We start from the raw sequence: 14,011 nt of genomic DNA on the forward strand, positions 1-14,011 counted from the left end.
GATTTTTGTGATTCCGTAATAGCGTTCAGATCATGTGGAACGCTGAAAAGTCTGGCTTATGCATTGCGGCTTTAAACTGCGCACGGGTCCACGGCCACGTAGCGGGTACACCTTGAGAATCCAAATACCAACTCTGGCAGCCAGAGCCAAAAATCGATTTTTTGGCGGCCGCGATCCGTGCTTTGTCGAAATTATCTAGGGCTGTCTGGGTGGCGCTAATTTTCCGATATTCACCATTTTCCACCGGTGCCATCAGTTGGCTAATGTAATGCCATTGCTGTTCGGCGATCTCAATGAGGGAGAAGTTGCCAACGGGGCCATTGGGGCCGTTGAGCATAAATAGATTGGGGAAGCCAGGAATAGATACCGACATATAAGCCGTTGGGCGCTCTGCCCAGGCTTGTTCAAGTGTAATGCCGTTTTCGCCGGTAATTTGCATTGGTCTCATAAAGCGGTCGGCGTGGAAACCAGTAGCAAGCACGATAATATCGAATTCTCTTAGGGTGCCGTCGAGGCTGCGAATGCCGTCCTCTTCGATGACCTCCACGCCTTCGGTTAGTATGTCGACATTGGACTTTTGTACAGCTTGGTAGAATGTTTCGGAGTAAATGAGTCGCTTGCAGGCCGCGCGATAATCAGGCCGAAGACGTTCTCTGAGCTCGGGGTCGCTTACGGATGATTCTAAGTTTTGTCTAACAATATTCTCTATTTCATGCATTGCTGCAGAATCGGGTTCGGTGATCGCGACTGAAAAGCGCTCGATATTAACTTCTAATTCTGGGTCGTTCTGAATGCGTTTGAGCGCTGCGGTATTATTCCGAAAAAGCGCCTTCTCTGCCTCGCTAAATTCGGCATTAACTACGGGCATTATCCATTGCGGAGTGCGTTGATAGTGGCATAAATTGGCTGCTCGATCGGCGAGTGCCGTTACGATCTGAACACCAGTAGAGCCAGTGCCAACCACAGCAATACGTTGATTATCTAGTACAGCAGAATGATCCCAGCGTGCACTGTGAAATAACTTTCCTTTGAATTTCTCCATTCCTTTTATGGCCGGGATGCGTGGGTGATGTAGTACACCCGTAGCGGCAATGACGAAATCGGCGTAGTCGGTATTGCCTTTTGAGGTAGAAATCTGCCACTGCTCGTTGTTAAATTGGCAGTCGGTGATTTCTTCATTAAAAGATATAATTTCTTCAAGCTGATATTTTTTGACTACAGATTCAAAGTAAGCTTGAACCTCATCCCCTGGTGGTAAATGCCGAGTCCACTCCGAATTGGGTTCAAAGGAGTAGGTATATGAGTGTGAGGGTACGTCACAGGTCAGGCCTGGGTAGGTGTTTTCGCGCCACGTGCCGCCGATGCGATCTGCCTTCTCGTACACGCGAATATTATCTTTGCCTGCTTCGCGTAATTTTATGGCTGCTAAAATGCCAGCCATGCCGGCGCCGACGATTACGTAACGACGCTGTGTGTTGCAGCTATTTTTGGTCATTTTAACGACACCCTTCATACCTAAATTTACTGAGCCGATAGGCGCTATAGGTATGATCTTATGTGGCTTTAAGAGGGCTTTAATCGTCCAGATTAACTATATTTAGTAAATAGCATTAAATATGAATTTAACGCGACGACGCCAGAAATGCCGCAACGCTTTTCAATAGTAAGCTAACTAGCATGGTTTGTTGGGTGACACCGGTTTTGGCAAAGATTGCGCGTAAATGGGCGCGGGCCGTGTTGCGGCTGATATGCAAACTATTGCTGGCGTCTTCTAGGCTATGTCCATCTGCTAAGGCCATGGCGAGCCTCGATTCTGCTGGCGTTAATCCGTAAAGCTGACCTAATATTTCCGCCGAAGTGTGAGATTTATATTCTGGGTCACTAATAAAAATAGCGACCGAAGCCACGGTTTGTCCGTCAAGCTGACTCACTTGCGGCATTGAGCGAACCACTATATTTAAGGGTAGTCGTCCAGCTTTACGGCTAATGGCCATGGCTTGAACGATGTAGGGTTTGCTTTGTTTATGGGCGTCAATTGCATTATTAATTAGTTGTCTAAAGTGGTTGGCTTCGCTGCTATGAGTAATGAGTATTTGTCGGTCTTTGCTGCAGATTCCGTCTTTCTCCGTGATAATGCGATCTGCGACGGCGTTGCAGTGAAGTACGCGGCGGCCGTCGTCGAGAATGATCGTACCGAGTGATAGTTGGGAGACGGTACGATCGAGAAGCGACCTCTCGGTTTCCATTTGCTGGAGTCTGGCGTAGAGGGGTATTGCCTGCTGCAGATGTGGAATCAGTAATGTAATTTTCTCTTTGTCTTTTGCGGTAAATGAGCGTGCATTGGCGCAGCGAGTTATGCGTAGGCTCACCCGCAAGCTGCCGGGGAGCTGCATGTCTACGCCTAGAATATGTAATAAATCAAAAGGTTGCATGCAGCGCAAATAAAACTCGCTACGTAAAAGCTGTTCGGTCGGCACAAACTCTTCAAGTGTGGTGACTTGGTCTGAGGGAAGGTTTGCAAAAGGGTCTATGGCATACAGTCCATCACTGTAGACATTGTTTGGGCTGCCCGACAGCGCGGGCGGCAGGCCGTCACTCAGGAGTAGGCCCGCATCCCCAGGGTTGGGGTTGCGTAGGATAAGAAAACAAATGTTCGCGCTCATTTCCGTACGTAATTTGCATAGAAAACCCTGCCACAGTGGCGTCTCGTTTAAGCCTTTATAAATGCTCTCTAAAAGGCCGCTAAAGGTGCATAAGTCATATGCGGGGGTGTTGTCTAAGCTCATGTCGATAGGGTCGCTTATTATATTCACCATTGTTTGCAGCGATTGTAGAGCAAAAATACAGCATATCCCTATCGTGATGGTTTGTACTAGTCCATCTCGACGATGATTATTGAGATTAAGATCGGCACATTGTTGCATTGTGAAAACTAGCAACATAATGACGGGGTAGATATCAATGGACATAGAAGAGCAGCAGGTCGCTGTTATCACTGGCGCGGCCAGTGGAATCGGTTTGGCCTTAGTTCAAGTTTGTGCGGCTAGAACGATCCGTTTTGTTGCCGCAGATATTAGTCTGCCTAGGCTCGAGTCTCTGAGCCACGATTTGCTACAGCGCAATATTGACCATCAAATTATGGTTTGTGATGTCTCTGACCCTAGCCAAGTTAAAGCATTGGCCGATCTTGCCTATTCTCATTATGGCCGTGTAAACCTGTTGTTCAACAACGCGGGTATTATGATAAATGGTCTGAGTTGGGAGTGCGGCGTTGCGCAGTGGCAGACCGTAATGAACGTCAATTTCATGGGTGCGGTCTTTGGCATACATGAATTTGTGCCGCGAATGCTGGCGCAGGCATCGCCAGCGCATATTGTAAATACGTCATCGCTGGCGGGGTTGTTGAGCTCGCCAATGATGGGACCGTACAGTGCGAGTAAGCATGCGCTGGTGTCGTTGTCGGAAACTTTGCTTTATGACTTGCAGTCACAGGGCGCTGACATTGGTGTGTCGGTACTATGTCCTGCCCAGGTAGCCAGCAATATTATGGATCTCATTGATGCCGACGATAACGTTCTCCATAAAGCAGGGCAATTGAACGATTTTTTACGTGATGGCATTCGCGACGGTATGCAGCCATGTGATGTGGCAGAACTGGTTTTTGATGCCATTGAACGCGGCGCGTTTTGGATATTTACACATCCTGACTTTAAGTCTGCGTATATTTCTAAGGCCCAGTCCATGGTTAATGAGCGTAATCCGTGTTTTGAGCAAGTGTTTTGCGATTAGCTACCGAGTACAGCCAGTGTTTTATATAACAAGAAGAATGACGGAGTGATGATGCTAGCCCCGGAAGTGAAAGCCCTATTAGAATTCATGAATAGTCAGCCTCAGTTACCTATGGCTGACGTCACGCCCGCATTGATGCGCGAAGGTGTGAAGGCGGTGGCTGGTAAAGTAGAGCCGGTATATCAAGTTGTGAATACTCTGATTCCAATCGTCGCCAGAGACAACGAGCCTGGCCGAAATGATCCGCTGCGAGCGCGGATATATTATCCGGAGAGTACTGGTGCAAATGACGCTGCATTATTGCCCGCGGTGTTGTTTTTTCACGGTGGCGGCTTCGTGATGTGTGATTTGGATAGTCACGACGGAATGTGCCGGATGTTGTGTAATGCCAGCAAAGCGGTAGTGATTTCGGTGGACTATCGTTTAGCACCAGAAGCGCAATTTCCTGCAGCCCCAGAAGATGCGTATCGCGCACTACTGTGGTTGCAACAAGAAGCGGAGACCTTAGGCATTGACGTAAATGCCATTTCAGTTTGCGGTGACAGTGCTGGGGCTAATCTCGCCGCCGTTTTGTGTTTGCTTGCTCGCGACCGACAGGGCCCGTTAATACAAAGGCAATTGTTACTGTATCCAGTAATATCGCCTGGTTGTGACACTGGCTCTCAGCACAAATTTGCTAAAGGCTACTTTTTGACTCGCGAACAAATGCAATGGTTCTGGAAAAATTACCTTGGTACTAAGGCAAACACAAATACACCATACGTCGATTTGCTGGTCGCAGAGGTAGCTAACCTGCCGCCCGCGGTGATTATTACCGCTGAGTACGACCCACTCTGCGACGAGGGGAGGCTTTATGCGGAAAAGCTTAAAGCCATGGGCAACGCGGTTGAGTATCGTTGTGTACTGGGCCAAATTCATGGGTTTTGTAGCTTTAGCGATTATATTCCCCAGGGGCGAGAAGTACTGTATAGCTTATTTAAATCTTGAGTTTGGTAGTTTGGTGATGTGGTCGTGGGCAGGGTTGCTAGGCGCGGATAATAATTTAAAACCGTGGCAGGCGATAAAAATGGCAAGCCAGTCAGTAACTGGGTTACCGCGCTAAAAATTTTAACCGAGGTAAGAGCTTGGTGATAGAGGAGCGTTGTGGCGGTAAAATGTACTTATACCGCCATTTTGCTTTTGAGATGGGAAAATTAAGAAATAACTAATTAATCTGCATTCATATAGTTATTTAACACTTCGTGAAAGTGTTGCACTCGGCGTTCTTGGTGGGGTAAATAAAATCCCTGAAAGCCCGACGAGTTCAAGCCTTCTTGTTGCATTTTGGCTATGCTCAAATCCTCGTCTGCTGTTGTTCCCAATGATTTCTCACCGTACATTACGTGCTCGTATTCGCAGTCTTGAACCGGTAAGTCTGGACCGCCAGCGGGAGAGGGGGCGTTGGTTTTATGAGAAGTTTGATTTCGAAATGGTGATGGCGAGATTGCAAGTGCCTGAAATACAAGAAATTGTTATTGAAGATGAGTAGAGCTTGTTCGACAGAAGTATTGACAAAATACTGCTTGTTGACGAAATGGAAAGTAATATGGGGTAAGTGCTAATACGCTAGGGGCTTATTTTGGGTCCATCTTAGAGTGTATTTACATTGTTAGTGGTGGCTTATTCCCGCAAGTCCTGAGCTATTAGCTGGAATACTAGCAAGGCAGCGGTGTTTTACGGCTGACTTCTTGTGTGGCTATTTATGTTAAAATACTTGCACTGGAATAGCCTAGGTTAATCCCATTTTCAGTCCGGTCTATTGTTTATAGCGAGTTATTTAGATGTCAGATAGCGATATTATACCGTCTGTACGAATCTACAGTGGTGAGAAATTCACCACCGAAAGAGGCGTTAGGGCGATTAAGGATGGTATTAAGGCGACTAATCAAACCCAAGCCCGGCTAGCAAAGCCTGATTGGCTGCGCGTTAAAATTCCGGGCGGCGATGCTTATAAAAAAGTGGCGTCAATTGTCTCCGAAAATAGACTCGCGACGGTTTGTGAAGAGGCAAAGTGCCCAAATTTGCAGGAGTGTTGGAGCGCGGGTACGGCAACCATTATGTTAATGGGCGATGTGTGTACACGAGCTTGCCGGTTTTGCGCAGTAAACACGGGTAACCCCAAAGGGGCTTTGGACGCTGATGAGCCGGAGCGCACGGCGCGATCCGTCGAGCTGATGAAGCTTAAATACGTGGTGCTGACATCGGTCAATCGCGATGATTTGGCTGACGGCGGTGCCGGTCACTACGCTGCCTGTGTTAAGCGGGTGAAAGAATTAAATCCCGATACTGCTGTTGAGGCCTTAACCCCAGATTTTGAAGGGGTATTAAGCGATGTTGAAGCGGTGGTTGATTCTGGGATCGAAGTGTTTGCACAGAATATTGAGACGGTAAGGCGCCTAACCCACCCGGTGCGTGATCCTCGAGCGGGCTATCAGCAAACCCTCGATGTCTTGGCACATGCTAAACGCTACAAGCCAGAAGTATTAAGCAAAACGAGCTTAATGCTTGGTCTGGGTGAAACCGACCAAGAAATCCTAGAGACAATGGATGATTTGCGAAGGGCTAATGTCGATATTTTGACGCTGGGTCAGTACTTGCAGCCAACGGTAAATCATTTGCCGATTGCACGCTATGTAACGCCTGCTGAGTTTGAAAATTACCGCCAATTAGGTTTGGAGAAGGGATTTTTAGAAGTGGTTTCTGGTGTTATGGTGCGCTCTAGTTACCGCGCTGAGCAGGTGCTGCAAAAGAATAATGTGGGACTTGGCTAATCCCCAATAGGTATTCTTATATATTCTGCTGGCCCCGAATAGCTAAATCAATGATGTGTCGAGGCAGGTGTGGCTTATGTGGCGGCAGTAAGCGGCTGGAACCACCACATAATCTAAAACTCATTGTTCGCTGCTAATTTATATAATTTAGAGCATTTACGGCAACGCCCGTTGCCGCTACTCATCTTCTTGTGGGTTTGATCTCACAACTCTTTTGCTCCAGAAAACGTGCGCCTCAATCCCATGAGCTGCGCATAAATCCTATACCAACGAAATTATATAATTCATAACGCGGTAAATGATTCGTATCTATCTTTGCGATTATGGTAATTCCGCTATTGTGATATGGCTGCCCACCTAATTCATTTCTTGGGGTGGCTTGGCGTTGCTTGGCTCTTCATCATTAACGGGGGACACCGGCATTCATTAAACTGAATTTGCGAAGAAACAGTTTGATGGAGAATACCGATGTCCCACGCAGGAAGAATTATAGGCATACCTGGCCTTGAGATTGAACGGGTAGTTCGCAGGAAAGGGATCGAAGTCTGGGCAAAGCCTGTGCACAGGCCGCCTTGTAAGCATTGTCAGGGCAATGGCCTGAGGATTAAGGCCACGTATCTTAGGACGGTGAAACACACTCGTCAGGGGAATCAAGTGATGACCTTGCACCTTCGAGTACCCAAGTACCATTGTCAGGAGTGTAAACGTTATTTCCGTCATTCTTTCACGGGTATTCGGCCGCGTTACCGTGCTTCTGAAGCGTATCGGCTGGAAGTATTCGAGGCCCATGATGGCGGCGTGACCCAGCGCAAGCTCTCGCGAACCCACCTCATCAGCCCGGCGACCGTAGAGCGTTGGTATCAGCACCATATTAACCAGAAGCGTTCCGAGGGGGATCGCCGATATTGCCCCCGCGTCTTGGGGATTGATGAGCATTTCTTTACCCGTAAAAAGGGTTATGCGACTACGCTTACCGACCTCAAGAATCACAAAGTGTTTGATGTTCAACTAGGACGATCAGAATTGAGTTTGCGCCGCTATTTAAAGGCCCTTGAGGGACGAGAGCGCGTTCAGGTTGTGGTGATGGACCTCTCGGAAACGTACCGCAGCATTGCCCGCCGCTACTTTCCCAATGCCGCGATCGTGGCTGACCGATTCCATGTGGTCAGACTTATTAACCAGCACTTTTTAAGTGTCTGGAAGCAGCATGATCCTGAGGGCAGAAAGAACCGCGGTTTGATCAGTTTAATGCGCCGTCATCAGTGGAATTTGCGGGATGAGCAGCACGCCAACCTTATGCAGTATTTGGCTGATTACCCAGTGCTGCAAGCACTGTATGTAGCCAAACAACGGCTGATCCGGTTTGTGCTGCTCAAGACCCTGACGCGCAAGAAAGCCAGCATCAAGTTGCCGGTATTTATGAGATTGCTTGAAGAGCTCGCTGAGAGCCCGCTACGAGCGCTAGCTAACACATTGCGCTCATGGTTGAAGCCCATTGTGGCCATGTGGCGATTTAGTAAAAGTAACGGAATAACTGAGGGCTTCCACAGCAAGATGGAAATAATTTCAAGGCGAGCGTATGGTTTTAGAAACTTTGAAAATTACAGGATAAGAGTGCTAGCCCATTGTGGATGGGACGGGATTATAAACAGGGTTTAATGAGTGCTATCCCCCGATAATGGGGTAGAGCCCGTTGCTTGTCGGTAGGGTTTTGCTATGAATCAGGGGCGCGGTCTACTAGACCTATATTGTTGAATGAGTGCGACAAGATCGTCTCAGCTTTTATTGATTTGAGTGCATGGAGGCGCTTGTTGGCAGTAGGTTTAAACTCAAGAGTGTCGCCGAAGTTTAAAACCAACAGGCGAAAAAAAACGGCAAATCAAAATATGATTTGCCGTTTTTAATGTGGTGGTTATGAGAGTTCCAAAATACGTACTTATTAAATGTACTAAATTGACCTATTTTGACGTTATTAGCTATGCTATAAGGGTGCAGGAGATTTTATCCGGTGGAAATAAGAGCATTTAAAGGTGAAGGAAGACACTCAAGATCGGCACAGTACCGACGAAAAGCTCGTGACCTTCAGGCTGCCGTCGCGCTATGAAGGTATATCTGATTGGGCAAACAAGGCCGGCTTTCACGATGAGCTGGAGATCGCTTATTTTTGCCTTGGCAGACCTGAGGATCCTCGAGTAATACACAATTTTGCTAGCGAGTTTACCCAGCCAATCTCCGAGCCAATATTAGCAGAGTGGGCAGACAAACCGATAGTATCTCGCCTGTGGGAATTCTCAAAATCGCTAAGCAATACCAACGAACATATCCCCAAAGCTGACTCATCCATTTCTCACAAAGGAAAATCTGCACAAGGCACTAAGTCTGAGTTTTCCCCACTGACTTCCAGATATTACCTGCTTGCTATGATCGTGAACCCCCGGTCCCATAGCGATCAGGACAAAATCGCCGAGAGCCGCCAAAGGCTTCGACTTTGGTTAATCCTTCAGGCAGCTATGCGCATTGCCGAGGAAGGCTGCATCTCCGATAGCAATATCAGCTGGGCGGCACGCCATATTACCCTAGACAGGATTGATCCAAAGTGGGAGAAGGTTGATGAATTACTCACCCACGCTCGGCATGAAACTCAAGGCTTTCCAAACACGTTTCAGTGGTTCAGTTATGCGATAGAAAAGGTTGCATCTGGGCTTTCCGCGCACGCCAATGTTTCTGATAAGCGATTCCTTGGCGCGATCTCTCCTATTGCCAGAGGCTATTGCAGCCCATTACCCATTTCTGTGGACGTCGATTCCCCAGGCATCTATCCGCAGTTAGGTTCAGTCAGGATTGAGGGCCTGCCGTTGGGTCTCCTGGACCCGGAACTGCCGGTAATACAAAACCTCCCAAGTACGGCTGACAATGACGAGGACGAACCAGACAGCACGCTCGTGGAAGTTGACTCATCGGATACTGATGAGGAGCAAGCACTTACTTCTCGGTCTGTCTTTCTCTATTCTGCCGAGGAATCTCAATATTTGCCCTGGAGTTGGGATAAGCTCTTGCCGCCGGAATTACTTCAATTTGAGGCATGGCTGGAAAACATAGCTAGCTCCAAGGAGCTAGTCCAGTCCCTCGGCGCCGCGATCGCAAAAATTGGGACTCTTGTCGGGCGCTCGCTTTACCATGCTCAAAGAATCGAGATCGATGCGACTGCTGGGGACGACTGGCGAATTACGCCTGATTATCGTCATATTCAACGACAATCGCCGCGTCGACATAGTGCGTGGCGCCCACAATCTCCGCAGGAACAAGCGGAGGTGCACCCATATTCGGAAATCATCCGCTTAGAGCTCCCGCAAGACATCACATCGGCCTTGAGAAGGGTCGCCAGAGAGCGAGCCGCGGGCAAAGCTACTTTAGGTAGCTTATGGAATGAAGTTAACCCTACTACCAAAATCACTACATGGTTTGATGGGGTAGCAAAAGAGCAGTTTCCAAGGGTGACTAGCGGGAAACTGGCCCAAGTAGCAGCGCAGCGAGTTTTCGAAAATACTGGCGACCATAATCTTGCTCGAATTGTGACTGCATTGCCGCAAAGTGGACTACCTGCGGCATGTGGTTATGCCAACTGGGATGTAAGCACCATTGCTAAAGGGCTCGATTTGCCCGTGGTCACAGACAATGTCGACTTAGCGACCTTGATGCTTGGCAGTTTGCTAGCCCCGATTGAATCGGTATTATCTCAAGGTATTACTGAAGCAAAATCCTTGTTAGCTGGAGACCAGGATCTCGTTAGCTTTCATAATAGGTATACTCAGTATTGCTTGCTGGCGCTGTATGCGGGTACTGCTAGCAGGTACTTGAAATCACCTTTTGAACTACTCGACCACTTCAACTTTAAACATCTTTGTGCATACATTAATGATAAGTCGGATGGTGCTCGTCACAATGGGCGAATAGTGCCGCTTCCCGAGCAATTGGCCAAGCTACTGGCAGCTTACCTTGATTATCTTGTGCGACTTCAAAAATATCTAGAAGCCTTGCGCCCTGAGCTGGCTGGAAAATTACTAGCATTACTGGAGCGTAAGGGCGGTGACCTTCCGCTGTTTTTCTTCTTGGATGAGCAACTTAGTTGGCATCAAACATCTGACGGCGACCTCCTCGGCTTGCCCATTATTGGCTGGTCACTTCCACCAAACCTGTTTCGGCACCGATATTCGCAGCGACTCGCCCGCGCTGGTGTGCCCTGCGACGTTATCGATGGTTGGATGGGGCACTCCGAACGAGGAGGCGCGGCTTATGGGGACTATTCGCCTAGGTGTTGGATCAATGATGCGGATCAGTACCGCCTGGCATATAACGCCATTTATGACTCACTTGGTTTTGATGTTATAGGTGCGCCGGCAGCGTTACCTAGCTACTTAGGCTCACGGGCAAAAAAGCGGAGCTATATTGAGCCAAGCATTTATGGCTTAAAAGAAAGAGCTCTGTACCGACGCCAGAGGTATAGAAATGCCCGGAGAATTGCACAGCAAGAAATTAAACTGTTTATTGGCGAGAAAGAGCTTGAGGATCTAAATCCTACGGAGATCGAAAAGCTCGGGAATCGCATGCTGAAGCGAGAAAATGGACTGCCTCATCCTGACGCCGGTATTCGATTTCGTGTTCTTGAGCAATTCCTGAAATCAAGAGACAGTAAGCACACTCGCTCTATTAGGAAAAAAATCCTTAAGCGGGAAGAGGAGCGAAATCTGATTGCGGGAAGCTTGCCTGCAGATTTGGATCGCTATGAGAACGCAAAACAGTGGGCAAAACATGCGACGATCACCATTCAGAAGGGCTCGGTAAATAAAACTACCGCGCTGATTGTCGGTACGATACTGCTATGCATCGATAAAAGGCTAAGCTACCGCGGTATGTTATTGGATGTACTTAACGGACGGAACTTCCGGCTCATCCAACATAAGAAGAAATATTTTATTGAATACAGTGAGGAATGGGATACCGGTGATTATGATGCGCCGGTCCAGCGCCATGAAATTAGTTATAAAACAGCATCCCTGCTTCATTTCGGTTGCACAAATTCACGGCTAGCAGATCTAAACTCTCTGCAAATCCCGTCAGAACTGAATGCGTTAAAAAAGTGCATTTCGCCAGACATAGCGAAAGAAGCGTTTTCAGTGAAAGAGTTTTTGACGCAGCTTACTAAAATTATTGGACAAGCTAACCTTATAGAACTCCCTGGGATGGTGGCTGGCGCGCTCAGTGAAAGAGTGCCACCGACGAGCTTAAATTGGCAGGATATATTTCGGTTGCAACACGGGGTATACATCACGCTACCGAATGTGGAACCAAACTCGGACGTATTTCAAGACTTTAGGTTTAATCAGAGAGTAGCGATTGAGAGCGACGCCCAAGTTCTCCAAGGCAATGCAAAGGGGCTATACAATGAAGTGACAAACATTCTTAGTAACTATGAGAAGAAAAAGGCAAAAAAAATCGCTAAAGAAATCCAAAATTCTTGTCATACTTACCGAGGGAAAGTAAGTACGTCAATCCTGATGGTGGCCTACTGGATAAGCCACGTCATAGAAAAAGGAAAAGGCCGGGGTAAGCACCATGTGCCTTACGCCATGAATAGCGTACAAGATTACTTCAGCTGTCTACGGCTAGCTTTTCAGGGCTTAGCCTATTCCTGTGACCTACTCTCAATGGATTCCGATGCGATTACCGATCTCTATCATGATATGGTGGAATCCCGCAGAGATCGTGGAAGGAAAATCGGATATTTTAGTGAGCGATTGAGGACTTTCCATCGTTGGGCAGTGAAGTTTGGAGTAAAAAATCCAGACTGGTCTGAAATAGACACTGAAGATAACCACCGGAGTGTAAGCCCCGGGTGTATATCGGAGAAAGAATACTTAGATTGCCAGGAATATATCCGCGCTGCTTATGGCGAAGATAGCCAACTCGCATTATTTCTAGGGTTTGTGCTTCTACTTACATTCCGGTTTGGGCTGCGAGGAAATGAAGCCTTGGGGTTGCGTCGCCAAGATTGGTGTCAGTGGCAGAGTTTTACATGGGTGCTTATTCGAGATAACCGAATTCGCCAGCTGAAGCGAAAAAGCAGTCGACGCGCTGTACCGCTGCTATTCAATCTGACGCCGCATGAAATAGAGCTCATCGAAAAAGTGTTGGCGAATTACGACAGTATTGCGGGGACGGAAAAGAATGCGCCTATGCTTTGTGAGGTACGCGGCGGGCGCGTTGATCAATGGGCAGCATGCCGTGAAATCCAGGAAACGCTTACTGTTATTTTGCGAACAATTACTGGAAGCAAGACCTTAACTCCCCACCATTGTCGCCATGCATTCTATAACCACATTGCCCCAATACTGCTTGGATGTGAAACTCCTACAGGGAGTAAGCTTTGCAAAAACATAGATGCGGATACATTGCAGGGAGTTGTGTTGGGGCAACATCAAGGTAGATCGATTAGGTCATCGATAGGCTTGGCAAGATTGATGGGGCACAGTGGCGCATCGTCTGGCCTTAAAAACTACAATCACCTCATGACCGAATGGGCCGATTCGCTCACGCCCGTCAGAACTGAACGAGCACTTGTTATCAATGGTATTTTTAATACGGCGGAATTTGAACGAATTCACATGGAGAAGTTTCCCCAGGCACCTGATATTTCTTTTCGAGATCCAACACTATTATCGACTATCAGGTTGCTTCGGCTCGTTGCTCAAGGGAGATCTTACCAAAGTGCAGGGAAGCTAGTCGCATTGCATCCTGACTTTGTATGTTCAGTCCAAGCGAATTTTGACAAAGCCAATGAGGTCATGCGTTTTAAAAAACGTGGGGAGAACGGGTGGTTTAAAGGAAAAACAGCGCCTAATGCGATTCTGCACTATATTAATGATTCTGCATGGGTTCGTTTTATAGAGCTAGCTGAAAAATTTGAGATCTTTCCGGTACCAGGCTGCCCTGCCGTTGACGAATTACCACTTTTGCTTGGAATGAACAGACAGCTAAAAATGAGTCATGATCGTCACTGTATAATCGTAAAGCACACGTTTGATATACTCGGCATAGAAAGCAATCGCTATGATGTGTATGCCACTGAAGATGACCCGATAGTGACCAGTTTTCTTGTTGAACAGGGATTTCAAGTAAAAACGATTGAAAGAGTCTCTGAGTCTGGAAAAAGTGTGCAACTCGATGTATTCAAACGTCCTGTTGAAGAAAGACGAGGTGGTATTTATGATTATGGAGCGATAATCATTGGGCCGACCGGTGATGGGGTTGTAAGAAACTCTTATGAAATGGCGGTGGGTTTTCTTGCAGTTTCGATAATGCTGGTCTGGGGTTCTGAGACTTGCAACAAGATGATGGCTGTCAATTGACGGCCA

Annotated in this window: 9 protein-coding genes; 6 read left to right on the plus strand and 3 right to left on the minus strand. The window is 47.6% G+C overall.

Going from position 1 to position 14,011, the window contains the following annotated elements; translation table 11 throughout:
- Positions 1-25: 25 nt before the first annotated feature.
- Entirely contained in the window at positions 26-1,495 is a 1,470-nt protein-coding gene (locus AZF00_RS02530; RefSeq protein ID WP_008248173.1) for a flavin-containing monooxygenase, read from the minus strand.
- A gap of 127 nt (positions 1,496-1,622) precedes the next feature.
- Complete coding sequence (locus AZF00_RS02535) at positions 1,623-2,816, minus strand: helix-turn-helix transcriptional regulator (protein ID WP_143829354.1); 1,194 nt, start codon at positions 2,814-2,816, stop codon at positions 1,623-1,625.
- Positions 2,817-2,961: 145 nt separating this feature from the next.
- Between AZF00_RS02535 and AZF00_RS02540 the strand changes: the two genes are divergently transcribed.
- Positions 2,962-3,789 (plus strand): SDR family NAD(P)-dependent oxidoreductase, encoded by an 828-nt coding sequence (locus tag AZF00_RS02540; RefSeq protein WP_008248169.1) that lies wholly within the window; start codon positions 2,962-2,964, stop codon positions 3,787-3,789.
- A gap of 48 nt (positions 3,790-3,837) precedes the next feature.
- Positions 3,838-4,776, plus strand: a complete 939-nt coding sequence (locus tag AZF00_RS02545; RefSeq protein ID WP_082793646.1) for an alpha/beta hydrolase — start codon at positions 3,838-3,840, stop codon at positions 4,774-4,776.
- A gap of 221 nt (positions 4,777-4,997) precedes the next feature.
- On the opposite strand, the gene AZF00_RS19050 is transcribed toward AZF00_RS02545, so the two are convergent.
- Complete coding sequence (locus AZF00_RS19050; protein ID WP_231856182.1) at positions 4,998-5,150, minus strand: SRPBCC family protein; 153 nt, start codon at positions 5,148-5,150, stop codon at positions 4,998-5,000.
- Here AZF00_RS19050 and AZF00_RS19420 point away from each other — a divergent pair.
- From AZF00_RS19420 to AZF00_RS02560, 4 genes are all read left to right on the plus strand, one after another.
- Positions 5,150-5,317, plus strand: coding sequence for a hypothetical protein (locus tag AZF00_RS19420; protein WP_197465778.1), 168 nt, complete (start codon positions 5,150-5,152; stop codon positions 5,315-5,317). The genes AZF00_RS19050 and AZF00_RS19420 overlap by 1 nt on opposite strands.
- Before the next feature lie 292 nt (positions 5,318-5,609).
- The gene (gene lipA / locus AZF00_RS02550; protein ID WP_008248156.1) at positions 5,610-6,599 is read left to right on the plus strand and encodes a lipoyl synthase; all 990 of its coding nucleotides are present in this window, start codon (positions 5,610-5,612) and stop codon (positions 6,597-6,599) included.
- A 468-nt stretch (positions 6,600-7,067) separates the two neighbouring features.
- Positions 7,068-8,258, plus strand: coding sequence for an ISL3 family transposase (locus AZF00_RS02555; protein ID WP_008248155.1), 1,191 nt, complete (start codon positions 7,068-7,070; stop codon positions 8,256-8,258).
- Between the two features lie 416 nt (positions 8,259-8,674).
- Positions 8,675-14,005 (plus strand): site-specific integrase, encoded by a 5,331-nt coding sequence (locus AZF00_RS02560; RefSeq protein WP_156474839.1) that lies wholly within the window; start codon positions 8,675-8,677, stop codon positions 14,003-14,005.
- Positions 14,006-14,011 lie beyond the last annotated feature (6 nt).

The organism is Zhongshania aliphaticivorans (genome assembly GCF_001586255.1).
Classification (GTDB): domain Bacteria; phylum Pseudomonadota; class Gammaproteobacteria; order Pseudomonadales; family Spongiibacteraceae; genus Spongiibacter; species Spongiibacter aliphaticivorans.

Excerpts from the sequence above, each read along its gene's own strand:
- AZF00_RS02530 (WP_008248173.1), bottom strand. The coding sequence starts at position 1,495 with ATGACCAAAAATAGCTGCAACACACAGCGTCGTTACGTAATCGTCGGC.
- AZF00_RS02535 (WP_143829354.1), bottom strand. The coding sequence starts at position 2,816 with ATGGTGAATATAATAAGCGACCCTATCGACATGAGCTTAGACAACACC.
- AZF00_RS02540 (WP_008248169.1), top strand. The coding sequence starts at position 2,962 with ATGGACATAGAAGAGCAGCAGGTCGCTGTTATCACTGGCGCGGCCAGT.
- AZF00_RS02545 (WP_082793646.1), top strand. The coding sequence starts at position 3,838 with ATGATGCTAGCCCCGGAAGTGAAAGCCCTATTAGAATTCATGAATAGT.
- AZF00_RS19420 (WP_197465778.1), top strand. The coding sequence starts at position 5,150 with ATGATTTCTCACCGTACATTACGTGCTCGTATTCGCAGTCTTGAACCG.
- lipA (WP_008248156.1), top strand. The coding sequence starts at position 5,610 with ATGTCAGATAGCGATATTATACCGTCTGTACGAATCTACAGTGGTGAG.
- AZF00_RS02555 (WP_008248155.1), top strand. The coding sequence starts at position 7,068 with ATGTCCCACGCAGGAAGAATTATAGGCATACCTGGCCTTGAGATTGAA.